Raw genomic sequence first — 20,087 nt, 5'->3', positions numbered from 1 at the left:
CGATCGGTCGACAGACCGGTCGCCCTGCACACCCTTTGTGATTGGCAGGTCGAACCCTGAGTTCCCTCACTCTCCCCGCGAACGGGAGTCAGACACCGGCGACGAAGCCGGCTCCCGCACGCTCCCGGAAGCGCCTCGGCGGCAACCTCTGGCGCTATCTCCTCATCCGATTCCTCCTGATCATCCCCACGATCTTCATCCTGGTGACGCTCGTCTTCGTGCTCATGCGCACGACAGGCGACCCGATCACGGCCGCCCTCGGCGACCGACTGACCGCCGACCAGCTGGCCGAGCGCATCGCCGCCGCCGGCTACGACCGGCCGATCTTCGTGCAGTACTTCGAGTACCTCGGACAGATCTTCACCGGGAACTTCGGCACGACCCTCAGCGACAACCGGCCCGTCATCGAAGTGCTCTTCGTCTACGGCGCCGCGACGCTGGAACTGGCGTTGTATGCGCTCGTCGTCGCCTTCGCCGTCGGAATCCCGCTCGGTATGGTCTCGGCCTACTTCCGCGACAAGGTGCCTGACGCCGTTCTCCGCGTGCTCGCCATCCTCTTCTACGCCATCCCGGTGTACTTCGCCGGCATGTTGATGAAGCTCGTCTTCTCGGTCTGGCTCAAGGTCCTGCCCGTCTCCGGGCGTGGCACCACGAACACCGAACTCGAGATGCAACTGCTCGAGGGCAAGACTGGGATCTACCTCTGGGATGCACTCCGCATCGGGGATCCCGAGATCCTGGGCGACGTGGTCGCCCACGCGGTCCTTCCCGGACTGACACTTGGACTGCTCACGGCGGGAATCTTCCTCCGTCTCGTCAGGACCAATGTCATCGGGACGCTGTCAACGGACTACGTCGACGCGGCCAGGTCCCGCGGGGTGAGCGAGTACCGTCTCGTCACGAAGCACGCCTACCGCCCGGCGCTCATTCCCATCATCACGGTGATCGGACTCCAGATCGCCCTGCTGCTCGGCGGCGCTGTCCTGACCGAGACGACCTTCGAATGGAAGGGGCTCGGATTCCAGCTCACCGAATACCTGCAGGCACGTGACTTCGTCGCGGTTCAGGGCATCGTCGTGCTCCTCGCCGTGATCGTTGCCGTGACCAACTTCATCGTCGACGTGATCGCGGCGCTCATCGACCCGCGAGTGAGGTACTGACCATGGTGACCACACCTCAGACATCGACGGTTCCCCCCGTGCGCAAGCGGAGCCTCTGGCGACGCCTGCCCGTCGTCCACCAGCTGCACCAGAGTGTCGGGATCCAGCGCGGGATGCTCGTCGCCGGCCTCGTTCTCACCGCCCTGTTCATCCTCACGGCGATCTTCGCCCCTGTGCTCGCGCCCTATGGGTTCAGCCAGCTGCGGGACGCGGACGGGCCGTTCGGCGCACAACAGCCCCCGAATCCCGAGCACCTGCTCGGCACCACCGTCGGCGGGTACGACGTGTTGTCCCGGGTCATCTGGGGAGCGCAGACCGGGCTCGGCGTCATCGTCGTTGCCGTCATCCTGTCGATCTTCGCCGGTGTCGCTCTCGGCCTCGTCTCCGGCTATTTCGGCGGCTGGCTCGACCGCGTGCTCGTCGTGATCTGCGACGCGATCTACGCCTTCCCGACGCTGCTTCTCGCGATCGTCATGTCGATCGCGATCTCGGGTGGTCAGTCCAGCCTCTGGGGCGGCATCCTCGCGGCGGCGATCTCGATCACCGTCGTCTTCATCCCGCAGTACTTCCGGGTGATCCGCGCCGAAACCGTGCGGATCAAGTCGGAGGCGTACGTCGAATCGGCGAAGGTCGTCGGCACGAGCAACGTCAGGATCATGTTCCGCCACGTGCTCAGGAACGCCACACGGACCCTGCCGCTGATCTTCACGCTCAACGCCTCCGAGGCCATCCTCACCCTGGCGGGTCTCGGATTCCTCGGTTTCGGCATCGAGCCCACATCGGCAGCAGAATGGGGCTTCGACCTCAAGCAGGCCCTCGCAGACGTGTCCAGCGGGATCTGGTGGACCTCGATCCCGCCCGGTCTCGCGATCGTCCTCACGGTGATGGGCGTGACCCTCGTCGGCGAGAGCCTCAACGACCTCGCCGACCCGCGCCTGCGCGGCCGCCGTGCCGTCGGAGCCGCGTCAGGTACCGTCGCCGAGACATCCGTCGTACCCGGCGGAACGCTCACTGCAGGCCCCGGCGGACTCGCCGGGCTCGAGAACGAAGGACGACCATGAGCGACGTGCTGCAGATCAGGAACCTGGACGTCTCGTTCGCGACGGACGCCGGAGCCGTGAAGGCTGTCGACCAGGTGAGCCTCACCGTCGCACCAGGCGAAGTCCTCGCCATCGTGGGGGAGTCCGGCAGCGGCAAAACCGTCACAGCCAAGACCATCCTCGGTCTCCTTCCCGAGACGGCGACGAGCGCCGGCGCCATCATCCTGCGGAGCAGGGACGGGATGTCCGAGAACGACGTCGTCTCGGTGTCGAAGGACGAACTCCGCCGGATCCGTGGCGCAGACGTCTCGATGGTGTTCCAGGAGCCGTCGAGCGCCCTGAACCCCGTCTACACCGTCGGCTGGCAGATCGCCGCCGGCCTCAGGGCCCACGACCCGAAGTTGAAGCGCCAGGCGGCACGCGCTCGTGCCGTCGAGATCCTGACCCAGGTGGGCATCCCCGACCCGGAGACCCGCGTCGACTACTACCCGCACCAGTTCTCCGGTGGCCAGAAGCAGCGTGTCGTCATCGCCATGGCGCTCGTGCTGAACCCGGGACTCATCGTCGCCGACGAGCCGACGACCGCCCTGGACGTCACCGTGCAGGCCGAGATCCTCGACCTTCTGCGGCGCTGTCGCGACGAATTCGGAGCGTCGATCGTGCTGATCACCCACAACATGGGTGTCGTCGCCGACCTCGCCGACCGGGTGGCCGTGATGTATCAGGGGCGCGTCGTCGAGGAAGCGGATGCCCTGACCCTCTTCGCGAACCCGCAGAACGACTACACGAAGAAGCTCCTCGCCGCAGTGCCGAGGATCGGGCAGAAGATCGAGGCCGCCGAGAGGAAGGCTCCGGTCGACACAGCCGCCGTCCCTGTCGTTCGTGCCGAGAACCTGCAGATCGAATACCCCGGCCGTCTCGGCCGGCCTGGGTTCGTCGCCGTGGACGGCGTTTCCTTCTCCATCGCCCCCGGTGAGGTCGTCGGACTGGTGGGGGAGTCGGGGTCAGGCAAGACCACGATCGGTCGCGCCATCGCCGGACTCACCACGGTGACCGGCGGGTCGCTGACCGTGCTCGGAACCGAGATGAACGGGGTGAAGGAGAGCAGGTTCCGGCCGCTCCGCCGCTCCATCGGATTCGTGTTCCAGGACCCCGGAACGAGCTTCAACCCGCTGCTGACCATCACCGAGTGCGTCGCAGAGCCTCTCAAGGTGCACCGTAAGGATCTCGACCAGAGAGCCGTCACCCAGCGTGTGGGTGAACTCCTCGAGGCGGTTCAGCTGCCGAAGGCTTTCGGCAACAGGTACCCGCACGAACTCAGCGGAGGCCAGCGTCAGCGTGCCAGCCTGGCGCGCGCCCTCGCCCTGGACCCGAGCCTGCTCATCGCCGACGAGCCCACATCGGCGCTGGACGTCTCCGTCCAGGCCCGTGTGCTCGAGCTGTTCGCCGAGCTGCAGAGTGAACTCGGCTTCGCAGCGCTGTTCATCAGCCATGACCTCGCGGTCGTCGACATCCTCTCCGACCGGATCGCCGTGCTCTACCACGGCAAACTCATCGAGGAGGGGACGGGCGACGAGGTCCTCGGGGCCCCGAAGGACCCGTACACACAGAGGCTGCTGGCTTCGCTGCCGGTGCCGGATCCGATCGCGCAGGCCGAACGACGCCGCGTGCTGGCGACCCTGCGTTCAGCAGACGCGCCTGCCTGAGTCTCACCGCAGGTGACCGCCGTGTCCGACCCCGTCGCTGTGGGAACTCCCCGCATCGCCGGGGTCGACATCGCGCGCGGCCTCGCCATCCTCGGGATGTTCGTAGCTCACGCGATGCCGAGGGACGGTGACGGTGAACTCCTCGTCGACGGGCGTTCATCGATCCTCTTCGCCGCACTCGCCGGCGTCTCGCTCGGGCTGCTGTCAGGAGGGGAGGAGCCGCCTGCTCGCGGTGCGCGCGGAGGCATCCGACGCGTCGTCCTCGTCCGTGCCCTCTTCGTGTTCCTGCTCGGCGTGCTGCTCGCCACCCTCGGCAGCGAGATCGCCATCATCCTCGACTATTACGCCGTCATGTTCCTGCTTCTGCTCCCGCTCCTCTTCCTGCCGCGGGTCGCGCTGGCGGTGATCGCCGCCGTGCTCCTCTTCGCAGCGCCTGCGCTCGCGCGGCAGGTCGCTCCGGAGGATGATGTCGTCCGTTCGGCGATCGAGCTCGCCCGGGACTATCTCCTGACGGGGGCGTACCCGGCACTCGTCTGGCTACCCGTCCTCATCGCCGGACTCATCGCCGCGCGGTCCGGCCTGCGCCGGCGCCGAACGCAGGCCTGGATGATTCTCGGCGGGTCAGCGGGCGCAGTGGCCGGCTACGGCGGCGCAGCCGTGCTTCCCGACGTCACGGCGGCAGCCCATTCCTCATCGACAGCCGAGATGCTCGGTTCGGGCGGAACGGCGTTCGCCGTCATCGGTCTCCTTGTCCTCGCCACGACGGGCGAAGGGGCGCCCCGCGCCGTCCGGTTCGTGCTGTGGCCTCTCGGTGCGACAGGGGCGCTGGCGCTCACCGTCTACACGACCCAGATCGTCGTGCTCGCGATGGTGGCAGGGGCCCGGGATGCCGGTGGTCCCGACTACCCGGGCTGGCCATTGCTGATCGGTCTGGCGGTGGCGTCGATCGTCGGAGCGAGTCTGTGGCGGTACGTCTTCGGTCGCGGGCCGATGGAGCGGCTGATGGCCCTGGCGTCCGGCAGGAGGTGATCAGCGGCCGCCCCGGCGATCAGGCGGCCCTGCGGGCGTCACCGGCGCGGATCGCCTTCGCGGCGAGCACGAGCGCGAGGTGGGAGAACGCCTGAGGGGTGTTGCCCGCCTGGCGGCCGTTCGTCACATCGTATTCCTCGCTCAGCAGGCCGACATCGTTCGAGAAGCCGACGAGCCGGTCCATGAGCGCACGCGCCTCATCGAGCCGGTCGGTGCGGGCGTACTGACAGACCAGCCAGAACGAGCAGGCCAGGAATGGATGCTCGTCGCCCGGCAGCCCGTCGACTCCCGCCTGTGTCCGGTAGCGCAGCAGCAGGCCCTCGCGCAACAGGTCTGCCTCGATGGCGGCGACCGTGCCGAGCATCCGCGGGTCGTCCGCTCGACAATAACCGGCGTCGACGAGCTGCAGCAGCGAGGCGTCGACCTCGGTGGTGCCGTAGAACTGCGTATAGGTGTTCCGCGCTTCGTCGAAGCCTTCAGCTTCGATCTCCTCACGGATGAGCGCCCGCATCTCGATCCACCGGTCGACAGGGCCGTCGAGACCGAAGTCGGTGACCGCCCGGATCGCGCGGTCGAACGCCGCCCACATCATGACGCGGGAGTGGGTGAAGCGGCGGGGCTCCCCACGGATCTCCCAGATGCCCTGGTCGGGTGTCTGCCAGTGGGTCTCGATGAAGCTCACCAGGGAGCGCTGCAGCGACCATGAGAACGAGGTCTCCTCGACCCCGGCGACGCGAGCATCGTGGAGGGCGATCATGACCTCGCCGATGACGTCCGACTGGAACTGCAGTGCCGCTGCGTTGCCGATCCGCACCGGCGACGACCCGGCGTAACCGGGCAGGCTCGGCATCTCCCGCTCGAGCAGGTCGCGCTCACCCCCGAGGCCGTACATGATCTGCACGTCCTTCGGATCGCCGGCGATGGCCCGCAGAAGCCACAGCCGCCAGCGGTCGACTCCCTCGGTGATGCCACACGAGAGGAGCGCGGTGACCGTGAGCGACGCATCGCGAAGCCAGACGTACCGATAGTCCCAGTTCCTGCTGCCACCGAAGTTCTCGGGCAGAGACGTCGTCGCGGCTGCGACGATGCCGCCCGTCTCCTCGTGCGTGAGCGCCCGCATCACGAGCAGGGACCTGGCCACCTCGCTGGAGTACGCGCCGTGCTGCTCGAAGATCCCCGACCAGTCCTCCCACCAGTCGCGGGTCATCGCGAGCTGGGAGTCGACGTCGATCGCGGCAGGCGGTTCGCGGTGGGAGGGGAACCAGGTCATCGTGATGTCGACGATCTCGCCCGTGGTCACGACGAAGGAACCGGCGTGCTCGTGGTCGGTGGCGGCCATCTCCGGCCCGCGGACGATGACGCCATCGGGTCCGGCAACGGCGACGAGCGCTGTGCCGTCTTCACCGTGGATCTTCCGCACCCAGGGCATGGCCATCGAATAGCCGAACCTGATGCGCAGCCGTTGGCTGAGTTCGACGTGGCCGGAGATGCCACGCACGCGGCGGATGATGTCGGCGCGGTGGTCGGCGCGAGGCATCACGTCTGTGACCTCCACGATGCCGGTCGCGGTCGTCCACCGTGTGATGAGTGTGAATGAATCGCCTTCGTACGACCGGGTCGCTGTCGCATCGGGGTCGGTCGGCGCCAGGTGCCAGCGGCCGTGGTCCTCGGTGCCGAGCAGTGCGCCGAACATCGACGGGGAGTCGTACCTCGGCATGCACAGCCAGTCGATGCTGCCGTCGGCGCCGACGAGCGCCGCCGTGTAACAGTCGCTGATCAGTGCGTAGTCTTCGATTCCCATGGCCACGGGTTCAGTGTGTCATCCGTGGACCGGGTCGTCGGCGTTCTCCCGCCGGTTCCCCAGCAAAGCCGATCACGGAGCTGAAGGCGGGAGTTGCCTCAGAACCGGGCGGGCGAGCGGTCCGCTGCGGCCCTGGCGATCGCGTCGTGGTCGACATGGCTGTCGGTCAGCCGTCGTTCGGCCGTTCCGTGTCCCGCAGGGTCCGCGTCGGCACCCGGCATCCCCGGCAGCGGCTGCGCGGGGTGTGCCGTGCTCTTCGACATCCGGTCGATGGCGGCGAGAGCGAGCGCCGAGACGATGAACACCATGTGGATGACGACCTGCCAGAGGACGCCGAGCGAGGTGTAGTTCTCGTCCGTCACCTCCTGGCCGCTTCCGGCATCCGTCATGTTGCCCACCTCGATGAAGGTCTTGAGCAGGTGGATCGACGAGATCCCGATGATGGCCATCGCCAGCTTGACCTTGAGCACGTTGGCGTTGACGTGGGAGAGCCACTCGGGCTGGTCAGGGTGCCCGTTGAGGTTGATCTTCGACACGAACGTCTCATACCCGCCGATGATGACCATGATCAGCAGGTTCGCGATCATCACCACGTCGATGAGGCCGAGCACGGCGAGCATCACGCTCGCTTCGGTGACGTCGGCGGAGTGGTTGATCACGTCATCACCCAGGTGCCACAGTTCCTGGATGAAGACCCACACGTAGATGAGCTGGGCGACGATGAGTCCCAGGTAGAGCGGAGCCTGCAGCCAGCGGCTGAGGAAGATCATGTAGCCGATGCTGGAAACCGCCAAACTGCGAACGGGCGGATTCGGGGATGAGGACACAGGAGCTCCTGGGGGATGAGGGGCGACGGATGCCGCGCGAAGGCGCGTTGCGTAAATCCTAGGGTGGAGAACCTGCGAGTTTCCGCCGCGGTGGTGTGCACGGCAGGCCGTGAGGATCGGCTAAAGTGGACACAGCGAAGGGGAGTATCCCTCTGCACGGCATCCGTCATCACGGGTCACATCGTTGAGACCCCGGGCGTCGTGGCACGGCCGTTCCCCGGCCGATGCGGGAGAGACTTTCGGGCGTTCACCGCACCCACTCACACTCCCACCGAAAGGTCCCGGATGCACCCGGTATTGCCCCTCTGGTTCGAAATCGGCTCATACGTCGTGCTCGGACTCATCCTGCTCGCCGACCTCCTGCTCGTCGTCAAGCGGCCGCACATCCCATCGATGAAGGAATCCACCCTCTGGGTCGTCTTCTACGTCACCCTCGCGCTGATCTTCGCCGGGCTGATGTTCCTCATTTCCGGCGGTGAGTTCGCGGGGCAGTTCCTGGCCGGCTGGCTGACGGAGTACAGCCTGTCGATCGACAACCTGTTCGTCTTCGTCATCATCATGGCGCGGTTCTCGGTGCCGAAGCGGCTGCAGCAGGAAGTGCTGATGGTGGGCATCATCATCGCCCTCATCTTCCGCGGAATCTTCATCGTCCTCGGCGCGCAGCTGATCGAGAGCTTCAGCTGGGTGTTCTACCTCTTCGGCGCCTTCCTGCTCTACACGGCGTGGAAGCAGGCGTTCGGCCACAACGACGATGCCGAGGACGGCGAGACCGCACTCATCACATACATGAAGCGCCACATCAGCATCTCGCCCGAGTTCCACGACTCGAAACTTCGCACCGTCATCGACGGCAAGAAGGTGTGGACGCCGATGCTCATCGTGTTCATCGCGATCGGTACGACCGACGTGATGTTCGCTCTGGACTCGATCCCCGCGATCTTCGGAATCACGCAGAGTCCGTTCATCGTGTTCACCGCCAACATCTTCGCGCTCATGGGTCTCCGCCAGCTCTACTTCATGCTCGGCGGTCTTCTCGAGCGCCTGGAGTACCTCAAGTACGGCATCGCTTTCATCCTCGCCTTCATCGGCGTGAAGCTGGTGCTGCACGCCATGCACGAGAACGAGCTTCCGTTCATCAACAACGGCCAGCACATCGAGTGGGCGCCCGAGATCAACACCTGGACCTCGCTCGGCGTCATCATCATCTCGATGGCCGTCGCCACCATCGCAAGCCTCATCAAGTCAGGCCGCGACGCGCGCAAGAAGGAATCGATCTCGATCGACTGACCACGCTCAGCAGATGTCGGCGTCCCGGGTTTCCTCCCGGGGCGCCGTCCTCGTTTCAGGCGCGCCAGCGGGAGGCGACCGCGAGCGGATGTTATTCTGGCTTCGTGCTGTTCGGGCTCCTTCTTAGTCGCCGCGACGGGGCCTAACTTTCCAGGCCTCCCCGTCGCGGGGTTCGACTTGCCTGATCCACCCTTTCTTGCGAGGACACTGATGCAGCAAAACACCGTGACGTCTGCCGGTCAGGAGACCGACACCGCCAAGCACCCCCGCCATGCCGCGCCGGCACGTCAGCCGCGCACCCTGGCCGAAAAGATCTGGGAAGACCACCTCGTCGCCAAGGGCGAAGACGGCACCCCTGACCTCATCTACATCGACCTCCACCTCGTGCACGAGGTCACCAGCCCGCAGGCGTTCGACGGACTCCGGCTCGCGGGCCGCCCGGTGCGCCGGCCCGACCTGACGATCGCCACCGAGGATCACAACACGCCGACACTGGCGATCGACAAGCCCATCGCCGACCTCACGAGCCGCACCCAGATCGAGACGCTGCGGAAGAATGCCGTCGAATTCGGTGTCCGCCTGCACTCGCTCGGCGACATCGAGCAGGGCATCGTGCACGTCGTCGGGCCCCAGCTCGGACTGACCATGCCGGGGATCACCGTCGTCTGCGGTGACTCGCACACCTCGACGCATGGAGCTTTCGGCGCCATGGCGTTCGGGATCGGGACGAGCGAGGTGGAGCACGTGCTCGCCACCCAGACCCTTCCGCTCAAAGCGTTCAAGACGATGGCGATCAACGTCGAGGGGACGCTGCGACCCGGCGTCACTGCGAAGGACATCATCCTCGCCGTCATCGCGAAGATCGGCACAGGCGGCGGCCAGGGCTACGTGCTCGAATACCGCGGCTCGGCCATCCGTGCGCTCTCGATGGAGGGCAGGATGACGATCTGCAACATGTCGATCGAAGCCGGCGCCCGCGCGGGGATGGTCGCACCGGATGAGACGACCTACGAATACCTGAAGGGTCGCCCGCACGCTCCTCAGGGAGCCGACTGGGACGAGGCCGTGGCCTACTGGGACACCCTGCCCACTGACGAGGGCGCAACGTTCGACGCCGAAGTGTTCCTCGACGCTGACACGCTCGATCCGTTCGTGACCTGGGGAACCAACCCCGGGCAGGGTGTCTCGCTCAGCGACGCCGTCCCGAACCCGCACGACATCGCAGACCCGAACGAACGCGCAGCAGCCGAGCGCGCCCTCGAATACATGGACCTCGCGGCGGGCACGCCGATGAAGCAGATCCCCGTCGACGCCGTGTTCATGGGCTCGTGCACGAACAGCAGGATCGAGGACCTCAGGGCGTTCGCCTCGGTCATCGAAGGCAAGAAGAAAGCCGACGGTGTTCGTGTCATGGTCGTGCCGGGCTCGGCCCGCGTGCGGATCGAGGCGGAGGCAGAGGGCCTCGACAAGATCATCACCGATTTCGGCGCCGAGTGGCGCTTCGCCGGCTGCTCGATGTGCCTGGGAATGAACCCGGACCAGCTGGCCCCGGGGGAGCGATGCGCATCGACGAGCAACCGTAACTTCGAAGGCCGCCAGGGCAAGGGCGGACGCACCCACCTCGTCTCACCGCTGGTCGCAGCGGCGACGGCGATCCGCGGCACCCTGTCCAGCCCCGCCGACCTCGAAGGAGCGAACTGACCATGGAGAAATTCACCATAGTCACCGGTATCGCCGCGCCGCTCACCCGGTCGAATGTCGACACCGACCAGATCATCCCCGCCGTATACCTCAAGCGGGTGACCAAGACCGGCTTCGAGGATGCCCTCTTCGCCGCGTGGAGGCAGGATCCCGACTTCGTGCTCAACCAGCCTCCGTTCCAGGGCGCCAAAGTCCTGGTCGCCGGTCAGGATTTCGGCACAGGTTCGTCGCGTGAACACGCCGTCTGGGCGCTCAGGGACTTCGGGTTCCAGGTCATCCTGAGCCCGCGTTTCGGCGACATCTTTCGAGGCAATTCGGGCAAGCAGGGCCTGCTGGCCGCGCAGATCTCCGAAGAGGACACGAAAAAGATCTGGGCGAAGATCGACGAGCAGCCGGGAATAGAGATCACGGTGGATCTGGTTGCACAGACGGCCACTATAGGTGACCTCACGGTTTCATTCGAGATCGATGATTACACTAGGTGGCGGCTCCTCGAAGGCCTCGACGACATCGGTCTCACCCTGCGTAACGAAGCGCAAATCACCCGGTTCGAGGCCGCACGAGAGTCCTGGAGACCCAAGACTCTTCCGATCAAGTAACAGGCAGCGCAGGTAACTCATTTGACTTCACTTCTTCAGGACGCATCACGGGCAGGAGCCAGCGTGGGCCTCACAGGCGACACAATCACCATTCACGGTGGACGTCCGCTCCGCGGCCGTATCGAACTGAAGGGCGCGAAGAACCTGGTCACCAAGGCCATGGTCGCAGCGATCCTCGGTGAGACTCCCAGCGTCCTGCGCGACGTGCCAGACATCAGCGACGTCCGAGTCGTCCGCGGCCTCCTCGACGTCCACGGCGTCAAGGTCACCAGTGACGAAGACGGTGTGCTGCACCTCGACCCGTCCAACGTCGAGAGCGCCCACATGGCCGACATCGACGCGCACGCGGGTTCGAGCAGGATCCCGATCCTGTTCTGCGGTCCACTGCTGCACCGTCTCGGCGAGGCGTTCATCCCCGACCTCGGCGGATGCCGCATCGGCGACCGCCCGATCGACTACCACCTCGAGGTGCTCCGCCAGTTCGGCGCCGTTGTCGACAAGCTGCCCAGCGGCATCAAGATGACCGCGCCGAACGGGCTCAAGGGCACGAAAGTGCACCTGCCGTACCCGAGCGTCGGGGCGACGGAGCAGGTCCTGCTCACCGCCGTCCGTGCCGAGGGCATCACCGAACTCCGCGGCGCGGCGATCGAGCCCGAGATCATGGATCTCATCAACATCCTGCAGAAGATGGGTGCGATCATCACGGTCGACACCGACCGCGTCATCCGCATCGAGGGTGTCGCCCGCCTCGAGGGGTACTCGCACACCGCACTCTTCGACCGCAACGAGGCCGCCAGCTGGGCCGCAGCCGCACTCGCCACCGAGGGAGACATCTTCGTCGGCGGGGCCCGTCAGCCGGAGATGCTCACCTTCCTCAACGTCTTCCGCAAGGTCGGCGGCAAGTTCGACATCGCTGACGACGGCATCCGGTTCTACCACCCGGGAACCGAACTGAACCCGGTCATCATCGAGACCGACGTGCACCCCGGCTTCATGACCGACTGGCAGCAGCCTCTCGTCGTCGCGCTGACCAAGGCGAAGGGTGTCTCCATCGTCCACGAGACCGTCTACGAACAGCGTTTCGGGTTCGTCGACGCGCTCGTCGAGATGGGCGCGACCATCCAGGTGCACAAGGAGTGCCTGGGAGGCCAGGCATGCCGGTTCGGACAGCGGAACTTCAACCACTCGGCCGTCATCTCCGGTCCGACCCACCTGCACGGCGCCGACATCGTCGTTCCTGACCTGCGCGGTGGCTTCTCCCACCTCATCGCGGCCCTGAGTGCGGAGGGAACCTCGAGGGTCTCGAACGTCGGCATCATCAGCCGCGGTTATGAGAAGTTCATCACCAAGCTGGAGCAGCTGGGAGCCGACTTCGTTCTCGAAGGTTGATGCGCGGGTGACCACGACGCAGAAGCGCAGGAGGGCGAGCCACGAGAAGACCAGGCCCTCGATCTACTGGCTGTTGGCGTGCATCGCACTCCCGCCTGCCGGATTGATGATGAAGGTTCGGATCACGGACGGGCACAAGCTGCCCATCGACGGCCCGTTCGTGCTCGCTCCGAATCATTTCAGTGAGATCGACCCGATCGTGATCGGCGTCGCTGTCTGGAAGATGGGCAGGCAGCCCCGGTTCATGGCGAAGGCCGGGCTGTTCAAGGTTCCCGTCATCGGCTGGTTGCTGACGAAGTCAGGCCAGATCCCTGTCGAGCGGGCCGGGACGACGCGGGGGAACGATCCCGTTCGCGCCGGCGGAGTGCTCGTCGAGAAGGGTCAGGGCGTCGTCATCTACCCGGAGGGCTCGCTCACCCGCGACCCAGACATGTGGCCGATGCGCGGCAAGACCGGTGCCGTGCGGGTGGCGCTCACCCACGGCATCCCCATCACTCCGATCGCCCACTGGGGCACAGACAAAGTGATGGCGCGATACTCACGCAAGATCAGCTTCTTCCCGCCCAAAGAGATCCGCGTCAAGGTCGGCGACCCCGTCGACCTCTCGGCATTCGCCGACCGTCCACTCGACGCGGCCACCCTCTCCGAGGCGACCGCTGTCGTCATGACCGAGATCACGGCTCTGCTCGAAGACCTCCGCGGCGAGAAGGCACCCGCCGAGCCCTGGGACCCGAGCAAGCACAACCAGAAGGACACAGGTCGATTTTGAGCCGACGACTGACAGCACCGGCGCGCGTCGCCGTGCTCGGGACCGGCAGCTGGGGCACCACTTTCGGAAAGATCCTCGCCGACGGCGGTGCCAACGTCACCATGTGGGCCCGTCGACCAGAGCTCGCCAGGGAGATCGCCAAGCAGCACCGCAACAGCGACTACCTGCCTGGCATCCACCTTCCTGCGAACCTCACGGCGACGTCGAACCTGTCCGAGGCCCTGCACGGCGCCCAGCAGGTGTTCATCGCCGTCCCGAGCCAGTCGCTCCGGGACAACCTCGTCGCGATCCGACCGTTCATCGGGCCTGAGACCATCGTCGTGTCGCTGATGAAGGGCGTCGAGAAGCGTTCGGGACTGCGGATGAGTGAGGTGATCCGGCAGGGTCTCGACATCGACCCGACGCGCATCGCCGTGGCATCCGGTCCGAACCTCGCGCTCGAGATCGCCAGGGAACAGCCCACGGCCGCCGTGGTCTCCTCGGTGAGCCTGGAGACGGCCCAGGCCGTCGCTCTGCTCGCCCGCAACCGCTACTTCCGCACGTTCGTCAACACGGATGTCATCGGCACCGAATTCGGCGGTGTGCTCAAGAACCTCATCGCCGTGGCCATCGGCATCGTCGACGGCGTCGGCTACGGCGAGAACACCAAGGCGTCGATCATCACCCGTGGTCTCGTCGAGATGACAGACTTCGCGGTGGCCCAGGGCGCGCAGGCCGAGACCCTCGCAGGGCTGGCCGGTCTCGGCGACCTCATCGCCACCTGCCAGTCGCCTCTGTCACGCAACAACACGGCCGGCAGGCTTCTCGGTCAGGGCTACAGCTACTCGGCGGTGGTGAAGCAGATGCAGCAGACCGCAGAGGGCCTCGCATCCGTCGCGCCCGTGCTCGAACTCGCCAGGTCGATCGGCGTGGAGATGCCGATCGTCGAGCAGGTCAAACAGGTGCTCGACGGCACCCTCGACCCCAAAGACATTGCACCTCACCTCACGACAGACAGCGACGAGCCGCAGGGCGAAAGGACGAACGATGACGCAGAAGCGCCTGGTGGTGGTGTTGTTTGGAGGTCGATCAAGCGAGCATTCGATCAGCTGCGCGACGGCGGGCGGAGTCCTCAAAGCAATTGATCGCAGCCGCTTCGACGTGATCCCTGTCGGGATCACCCGTGACGGCGCTTTCGTGCTCGAGCAGGACGACCCGGCGAAATTCGCGCTCGACCCTGCCAGGCTCCCAGAGGTCGTCGACAACGGCAGCCGGGTGCGCTGGCCTGACAGCATCCGTTCCCGCGAACTCCGTGTCACAGACGCGGACGGTGCTGAACGCTCGCTCGGCAGTCCTGACATCGTGTTCCCCATCCTCCACGGGCCGTTCGGCGAGGACGGCACCCTGCAGGGGATGCTCGAACTCGTCGGTTATCCCTACGTCGGCAGCGGTGTCCTCGCGTCTGCGCTCGGGATGGACAAGCACTTCACCAAGACCGTGCTCGAGCACGCAGGCATCGCCGTTGCGCCGTGGCGCACCGTGAGCGACAGCGAGTACCTGGCGCGACCCGAGGTGGCCGCTGAGGCACTCGAGGCGCTGGGAACCCCCGTCTTCGTCAAGCCTGCCCGCGCCGGCTCCAGTGTCGGCGTCAGCCGCGTGTCAGATGTCTCGGAACTGGATGCCGCGATGCGCGTCGCTCTCGCCGAGGACTCCAAGGTGCTCATCGAGGCCGGTGTGCCTGGGCGTGAAGTCGAGATCGCCGTCCTCGGCGGTCGTCCTGGGGAGCCCGCCCGGTCATCCGTCGCCGGTGAGATCGTGCTGAGTGGTCGTGAGTTCTACGACTTCGACGCCAAGTACCTCGACGCCCCTGGTATCGACCTCGTCTGCCCCGCAGACCTCTCTGCTGACGAACTCGCGCGCGTGCAAGGCGTCGCGATCCGCGCGTTCGACGCGATCGGTGCCGAGGGGCTGGCCCGGGTGGACTTCTTCCTCACCGCAGACGGCCGCATCATCGTCAACGAGGTCAACACGATGCCCGGATTCACGCCGATCTCGATGTTCCCCACCTGCTGGATCAAGTCGGGGCTGAGCTACGAAGACCTCATCACCGAACTGCTCGACGTCGCTGCAGCGCGTCGCCCGGCGGCCGCGGTGCTAGTCGGCTGATTCCGGCTCGAGGAGGTCTTCGGCGCCGACGCACGCCGATGTGGCCGGGACCGCCTGCACGGCGGCGGTCAGGTCGATCAGTGCCGTCGTCCCTGAGACGCCGCCTGTTGCGGCATCCGCGTTGACCACGACTTCGATCGCGGGGTCGCGGCCGTACGTCGTGTAGCGGTAGGTGTCGTCTGCGGCTTCGGACTCGTCGGCGATCCAGTCGACACCGTTGAGCGAGATGCACGCGTCGGTGGTCGGACCCGGAACGGCGACCCCGCAGTGCAGGATCACCGCTGCGGGGTCGCCCCATGCACCGGTCGCCTGTGCGGCCGTCTCGCGCTGCGGTTTCTCGGCGACGACCTCAGGCAGTCGCACGGTGACGTCCGCGCACGCCGGGTTGTTCGCGTCGTCTGCGGCGGACAGCGGCACGGCCTGGGCGCACCCGGTGAGGAGCGTGGTGGCGACAGCGACGAGGACGGTCGTGCGGGCGAGGGAACGGAGAAGCACGGTGCGGGGAGACATCACTCTCAGGCTACCGTTGAACGCATGACAGAAAGCGGTGAGCAGCCGGCGGCAGCCCCAGGCGCCGATACCGTGCACGAGGTGCACGAGTCGGCCATCCTCCGGCGGATCTTCCCCCTGCTGCCCACCTCGTCGGCCCAGCTGCTTGGCCCTGGTGACGATGCGGCCGTCGTCGCCGCGCCTGACGGACGCTACGTCGTCACGACCGACATGATGATCCACGGCCCTGACTTCAGACTCGCCTGGTCGGAACCGCACGATCTCGGCTGGAAGGCCGCGGCATCCAACCTCGCCGACGTGGCCGCCATGGGTGCTCGGCCGACGGCGCTCGTCGTCGCGATCGCGGCCACCCCAGAGACGCCGGTCGGCGTCCTCGAGGGAATCTCCGCCGGACTGAGGGATGCCTGCGCGCAGCTCGCACCGGGCTGCGGCGTGGTCGGGGGAGACCTCTCCGTCTCCGACACGCTCACCATCGCCGTGACGGCGTTCGGCGACCTCGATGGGCGCGCCCCGGTGCTCAGGTCTGGCGCGGCAGTCGGGGACGTTGTCGCGCTGGCCGGGAAGGCCGGTCATGCCGCTGCCGGGCTTCGCCTGCTGTTCGAGCGCGGGGTCGACCTCGACGGCATCCCGGATCGTGAGGCGGCCACCCGGCTGCGCGAGAGCGAGCCGGGCCTCGTCGGGGCTCAACTGGCCCCTGAACCGCCGATCTCGTCCGGCGTGGATGCCGCCGTCGCGGGCGCGACCGCCATGCTCGACGTGTCGGACGGACTCGCCCTCGACGCCGGACGCCTGGCCTCAGCGAGCGGCGTGTGTGTCGACCTGTGGGCGTCCGCGCTCGGCGAGGATGCGGAGTCCGCGCTGCGGGGTGGGGAGGACCACGCGCTACTCGCCACGTTCCCTGCCGAAGCCACGCTCCCCGAGGCGTTCCGGGTGATCGGAAGTGTTGTGGACGGCAGCGGAGTGACCCTCGACGGCGAAGAGATCGCCGGGGTGCTCGGCTGGGACCCGTACGTCGGCTGGGACGGCCGCGCGGGCTAGGCGCCTGCGGCGGGCCGGTGTTCCTGACGCCCGTATGCGCTCGAGATTCCACAATGCGTCGTCAGCGTGCGCGGGTCGCCACAACGTGTCCTCCAGGCGCGCAGTGGACGACGAATCGTGGCGAATCGCGATCCGCGCCTACGGTCGCTCCTTCGTTGTGTTCGGGTGGCTCCGAGTGGTCGTTCGCCGGGGGCCCGGGCAGCCCTTCGGGGCCGACCAGCAGGGCGGGCGGCGTTACTCCTCGTGCGCGGGCTCTGCCCACCACACCGTCGTCTCGCCGTACTTCTTCGAGCGCAACGGGGTGAGACCGCCAGGCCAGGTCGGCTCAGGCGACCGGGTGCTCCGCTCGACCACGACGAGGGCGTGCTCCGAGAGCACGCGAGGGAGCGCGGCGAGGTTGGACGACAGTTCGCCCTCAGGCAGGTCGTACGGCGGGTCGAGGAAGACGAGGTCGAACGTTCCGACCGCCGAGTCCAGGTAACTCTGCACCGAACGCGGGGCGACGGTGACCAGCAGCTTGCCTGGAGCCGCCTTCTGCACGGCGCGCGCGTTCTCGCGGCACACGGCAGCAGCGGGGGCGGCCCGTTCGACCAGGACCACTTCGACGGCACCCCTGCTCGCCGCTTCGAGGCCGAGGGCACCGGACCCGGCGTAGAGGTCGAGCACCTGTGCCCCGTCGATGGCGTCGCGTGCCTCGAGGGCGGAGAACATCGCCTCTCGCACCTGGTCGCTGGTGGGCCTGGTGCCCGACTTCGGCACCTTCAGCGTCAGGGAGCCGGCAAACCCGGACACGATTCTCGTCACCGCTCAACAGTACCGGTGCAGCCTCCTGCGTCGGCGGCGGTGCCTAGACTCGACGTATGCCGATCGACGCCACCGCCATGAAGCTCGAGGGCGTGCTCGGCGGCAGGACGGCCGCGGCGTTCCAGCGTGCATTCGGCGTCGTCACCGTCGGAGACTTCCTCGAGCACTATCCGCGCCGGTACGCCAGCAGGGGCGAACTCACCGCGCTCAGCCGTATCCCGGTCGGTGACAGCGTCACCATCGTCGCCGAGGTCGTCGACGTACGCGAGCGGCCGATGAAGGCCAGGCGGGGATCGATCCTCGAGGTCCGCATCACCGACGGCCAGGGCATCCTCATCCTCACCTTCTTCAACCAGGCCTGGCGGGCCAAGGAGCTAGCGCCTGGCGTCCGCGGAATCTTCGCCGGCAAGGTCGGCGACTACAAGGGCGCCCTGCAGCTGGCGCATCCCGACTACGAACTCTTCGAAGCGGCGGAGCAGGGCACGAGTGCAGAAGCCGCACGCAAGTGGGCCCTGACACCGATCCCGATCTACCCGGCAACGGCGAGTGTGGCCAGCTGGCAGGTCGCGAAGGCCATGGCCATCGTTCTCGACGGCCTCGGCGAGCTCCCTGACCCGTTGCCGGACGCCGTCCGCAAACGCGAGAACCTCCTCGGCTACCGCGAGGCGATCGAACGCATCCATCGCCCGGAAACGGATGCAGACGCGCACGTCGCCCGCGACACCCTCCGTCACCGGGAGGCGTTCCTCCTGCAGGCCGCCCTGCTCCAGCAGCGGCAGATCGCACGCTTCGAAGAGACGACCCCACGAGTGCCGACGCCGGGCGGATTCCTCGAACGCTTCGACGCAGCGCTGCCGTTCGATCTCACCGGCGACCAGCAGCTCGTCGGCGCCGAGATCGCCGGAGACATCGCCGATCCCGTCCCGATGAACCGGCTCGTGCAGGGCGAGGTAGGCTCCGGGAAGACCCTCGTCGCCCTCCGCGCCATGCTGGCCGTCGCGGATTCCGGCGGGCAGGCCGCCCTTCTCGCGCCGACGGAAGTGCTCGCCGCCCAGCACCTCCGCTCCATCGTGCGGTCGCTCGGACCCGATCTCGCCGCCACCCTCATGCCGACCCTCCTCACCGGGCAGCTGCCGACAGCGGAGCGCAAACGGGCCATGCTCCGGATCGTCAGCGGCCAGGCGAAGATCGTGATCGGCACCCACGCGCTCCTCAGCGAGAACGTGACCTTCTTCGACCTCGGCCTCGTCGTCGTCGACGAGCAGCACAGGTTCGGCGTCGAGCAGCGTGAGGCGCTCAGGCAGAAGGGTCACAAGCCGCCGCACGTGCTCGTGCTGACGGCGACTCCGATCCCGCGAACGGTCGCCATGACCGTCTTCGGAGACCTCGACGTGAGCACCATCCGTGAGCTGCCGGCGGGACGGGCGGGAATCGAATCGTTCGTCGTCGGTCTCGTCGACCACCCGGCGTGGATCCACCGGGTCTGGGCGCGCGTGTCAGAGGAGGTCGCCGCCGGGCGGCAGGCCTTCGTCGTCTGCCCGGCCATCGACGTCGGGCAGCCTGAAGACGACGGGGAGAGCGCCGTCGACGACGAACCGCCTGCCACGGAAGGCGCACAGGAGCGGCAGCGCGCGACCGTCGTCGGCACCGTCGCCGAACTCGCGGCCACGGAAGCCACCCGTTCGCTGCGCATCGCCGCACTCCACGGCCGGATGCCCAGTGACGAGAAGGATGCCGTGATGCGGCTCTTCGCTTCGGGGGGTATCGACATCCTCGTGGCCACGACGGTCATCGAGGTCGGGGTGGACGTCCCCAACGCCTCCGCGATGGTCGTGCTCGACGCCGACCGCTTCGGGGTGTCGCAGCTGCACCAGCTGCGCGGCCGGGTCGGGCGCGGAAGCCTTCCGGGCCTGTGCCTGCTGGTGACGGCAGCGGAGCCGGGAAGCATCGCGCGGGAACGCGTCGACGCCGTGGCGGCGACACTCGACGGTTTCGAGCTCGCCCAGGTGGATCTGGAACTGCGGCAGGAGGGCGACGTCCTCGGCAGCGCCCAGTCCGGCGGGCGGTCGTCGCTCAAGCTTCTCCGGGTCGTCCACGACGCCGACCTCATCGCCAGGGCCAGGTCGGAGGCATCCGCGGTGCTCGACGCCGACCCGGCGTTGTCTGATCACCCGGCGCTCCGCGCCGCCCTCGAGCAGCGCGTCGACGCCTCGGCGCGAGCCGCGCTGTCGAAGAACTGACGAAATCGGGCCGTTGACGGACGGTTTCCGAGCCTGACCGTT

Annotated in this window: 17 protein-coding genes; 13 read left to right on the top strand and 4 right to left on the bottom strand. The window is 67.1% G+C overall.

What is annotated here, in order from left to right; all coding sequences use genetic code 11:
* Positions 1–41: 41 nt before the first annotated feature.
* From AC1M0F_RS03760 to AC1M0F_RS03745, 4 genes are read left to right on the top strand one after another with little or no spacing between them, the layout of a single operon-like run.
* Positions 42–1,160 (top strand): ABC transporter permease, encoded by a 1,119-nt coding sequence (locus AC1M0F_RS03760; protein ID WP_480236854.1) that lies wholly within the window; start codon positions 42–44, stop codon positions 1,158–1,160.
* A gap of 2 nt (positions 1,161–1,162) precedes the next feature.
* Positions 1,163–2,221, top strand: coding sequence for an ABC transporter permease (locus tag AC1M0F_RS03755; RefSeq protein WP_480236853.1), 1,059 nt, complete (start codon positions 1,163–1,165; stop codon positions 2,219–2,221).
* Positions 2,218–3,906, top strand: coding sequence for an ABC transporter ATP-binding protein (locus tag AC1M0F_RS03750; protein WP_480236852.1), 1,689 nt, complete (start codon positions 2,218–2,220; stop codon positions 3,904–3,906). Before AC1M0F_RS03755 ends, AC1M0F_RS03750 begins: the two co-directional genes overlap by 4 nt.
* Before the next feature lie 21 nt (positions 3,907–3,927).
* Entirely contained in the window at positions 3,928–4,935 is a 1,008-nt protein-coding gene (locus AC1M0F_RS03745) for a DUF418 domain-containing protein (RefSeq protein WP_480236851.1), read from the top strand.
* A gap of 19 nt (positions 4,936–4,954) precedes the next feature.
* Here the strand turns inward: AC1M0F_RS03745 and AC1M0F_RS03740 are convergent, their stop codons facing one another.
* Positions 4,955–6,742 (bottom strand): glycoside hydrolase family 15 protein, encoded by a 1,788-nt coding sequence (locus AC1M0F_RS03740; RefSeq protein ID WP_480236850.1) that lies wholly within the window; start codon positions 6,740–6,742, stop codon positions 4,955–4,957.
* Between the two features lie 92 nt (positions 6,743–6,834).
* On the bottom strand, positions 6,835–7,506 hold the full coding sequence (locus tag AC1M0F_RS03735) for a TIGR00645 family protein (RefSeq protein ID WP_480236849.1): 672 nt from the start codon (positions 7,504–7,506) through the stop codon (positions 6,835–6,837).
* Between the two features lie 342 nt (positions 7,507–7,848).
* On the opposite strand from AC1M0F_RS03735, the gene AC1M0F_RS03730 reads away from it, so the two are divergent.
* The 7 genes from AC1M0F_RS03730 to AC1M0F_RS03700 all read left to right on the top strand — a co-directional run bounded on the left by AC1M0F_RS03730 (position 7,849) and on the right by AC1M0F_RS03700 (position 15,453).
* The gene (locus AC1M0F_RS03730) at positions 7,849–8,850 is read left to right on the top strand and encodes a TerC family protein (RefSeq protein ID WP_480236848.1); all 1,002 of its coding nucleotides are present in this window, start codon (positions 7,849–7,851) and stop codon (positions 8,848–8,850) included.
* A 210-nt stretch (positions 8,851–9,060) separates the two neighbouring features.
* Positions 9,061–10,551: a 3-isopropylmalate dehydratase large subunit gene (leuC, locus tag AC1M0F_RS03725; protein ID WP_480236847.1), complete on the top strand. Its 1,491-nt coding sequence runs from the start codon at positions 9,061–9,063 to the stop codon at positions 10,549–10,551.
* A 2-nt stretch (positions 10,552–10,553) separates the two neighbouring features.
* Positions 10,554–11,150, top strand: a complete 597-nt coding sequence (leuD, locus tag AC1M0F_RS03720) for a 3-isopropylmalate dehydratase small subunit (protein ID WP_480236846.1) — start codon at positions 10,554–10,556, stop codon at positions 11,148–11,150.
* 63 nt (positions 11,151–11,213) lie between these two features.
* Positions 11,214–12,539, top strand: a complete 1,326-nt coding sequence (gene murA / locus AC1M0F_RS03715; protein ID WP_480236845.1) for a UDP-N-acetylglucosamine 1-carboxyvinyltransferase — start codon at positions 11,214–11,216, stop codon at positions 12,537–12,539.
* 7 nt (positions 12,540–12,546) lie between these two features.
* Positions 12,547–13,308, top strand: coding sequence for a lysophospholipid acyltransferase family protein (locus AC1M0F_RS03710; protein WP_480236844.1), 762 nt, complete (start codon positions 12,547–12,549; stop codon positions 13,306–13,308).
* Entirely contained in the window at positions 13,305–14,432 is a 1,128-nt protein-coding gene (locus tag AC1M0F_RS03705; protein WP_480236843.1) for an NAD(P)H-dependent glycerol-3-phosphate dehydrogenase, read from the top strand. The genes AC1M0F_RS03710 and AC1M0F_RS03705 overlap by 4 nt, the downstream gene beginning before the upstream one ends.
* Positions 14,335–15,453, top strand: coding sequence for a D-alanine--D-alanine ligase family protein (locus AC1M0F_RS03700; RefSeq protein ID WP_480236842.1), 1,119 nt, complete (start codon positions 14,335–14,337; stop codon positions 15,451–15,453). The genes AC1M0F_RS03705 and AC1M0F_RS03700 overlap by 98 nt, the downstream gene beginning before the upstream one ends.
* Here the strand turns inward: AC1M0F_RS03700 and AC1M0F_RS03695 are convergent.
* Positions 15,442–15,963 (bottom strand): DUF3515 family protein, encoded by a 522-nt coding sequence (locus AC1M0F_RS03695; protein ID WP_480236841.1) that lies wholly within the window; start codon positions 15,961–15,963, stop codon positions 15,442–15,444. The genes AC1M0F_RS03700 and AC1M0F_RS03695 overlap by 12 nt on opposite strands.
* A 24-nt stretch (positions 15,964–15,987) precedes the next feature.
* On the opposite strand from AC1M0F_RS03695, the gene thiL reads away from it, so the two are divergent.
* Positions 15,988–17,001 (top strand): thiamine-phosphate kinase, encoded by a 1,014-nt coding sequence (gene thiL / locus AC1M0F_RS03690; protein WP_480236840.1) that lies wholly within the window; start codon positions 15,988–15,990, stop codon positions 16,999–17,001.
* A gap of 234 nt (positions 17,002–17,235) precedes the next feature.
* Here the strand turns inward: thiL and rsmD are convergent, their stop codons facing one another.
* Positions 17,236–17,805 carry a 16S rRNA (guanine(966)-N(2))-methyltransferase RsmD gene (gene rsmD, locus AC1M0F_RS03685; RefSeq protein WP_480236839.1) on the bottom strand — a complete coding sequence of 190 codons (570 nt, stop codon included), beginning with the start codon at positions 17,803–17,805 and terminating at the stop codon, positions 17,236–17,238.
* Positions 17,806–17,861: 56 nt separating this feature from the next.
* On the opposite strand from rsmD, the gene AC1M0F_RS03680 reads away from it, so the two are divergent.
* Positions 17,862–20,045 carry an ATP-dependent DNA helicase RecG gene (locus tag AC1M0F_RS03680; RefSeq protein WP_480236838.1) on the top strand — a complete coding sequence of 728 codons (2,184 nt, stop codon included), beginning with the start codon at positions 17,862–17,864 and terminating at the stop codon, positions 20,043–20,045.
* The last annotated feature ends 42 nt before the right edge of the window (positions 20,046–20,087 follow it).

The sequence above is a fragment of the Mycetocola sp. Y719 genome (assembly GCF_056713205.1).
The sequence above is the reverse complement of the archived record's forward strand: the minus strand, read 5'-3'. Positions and strand labels throughout refer to the sequence as shown.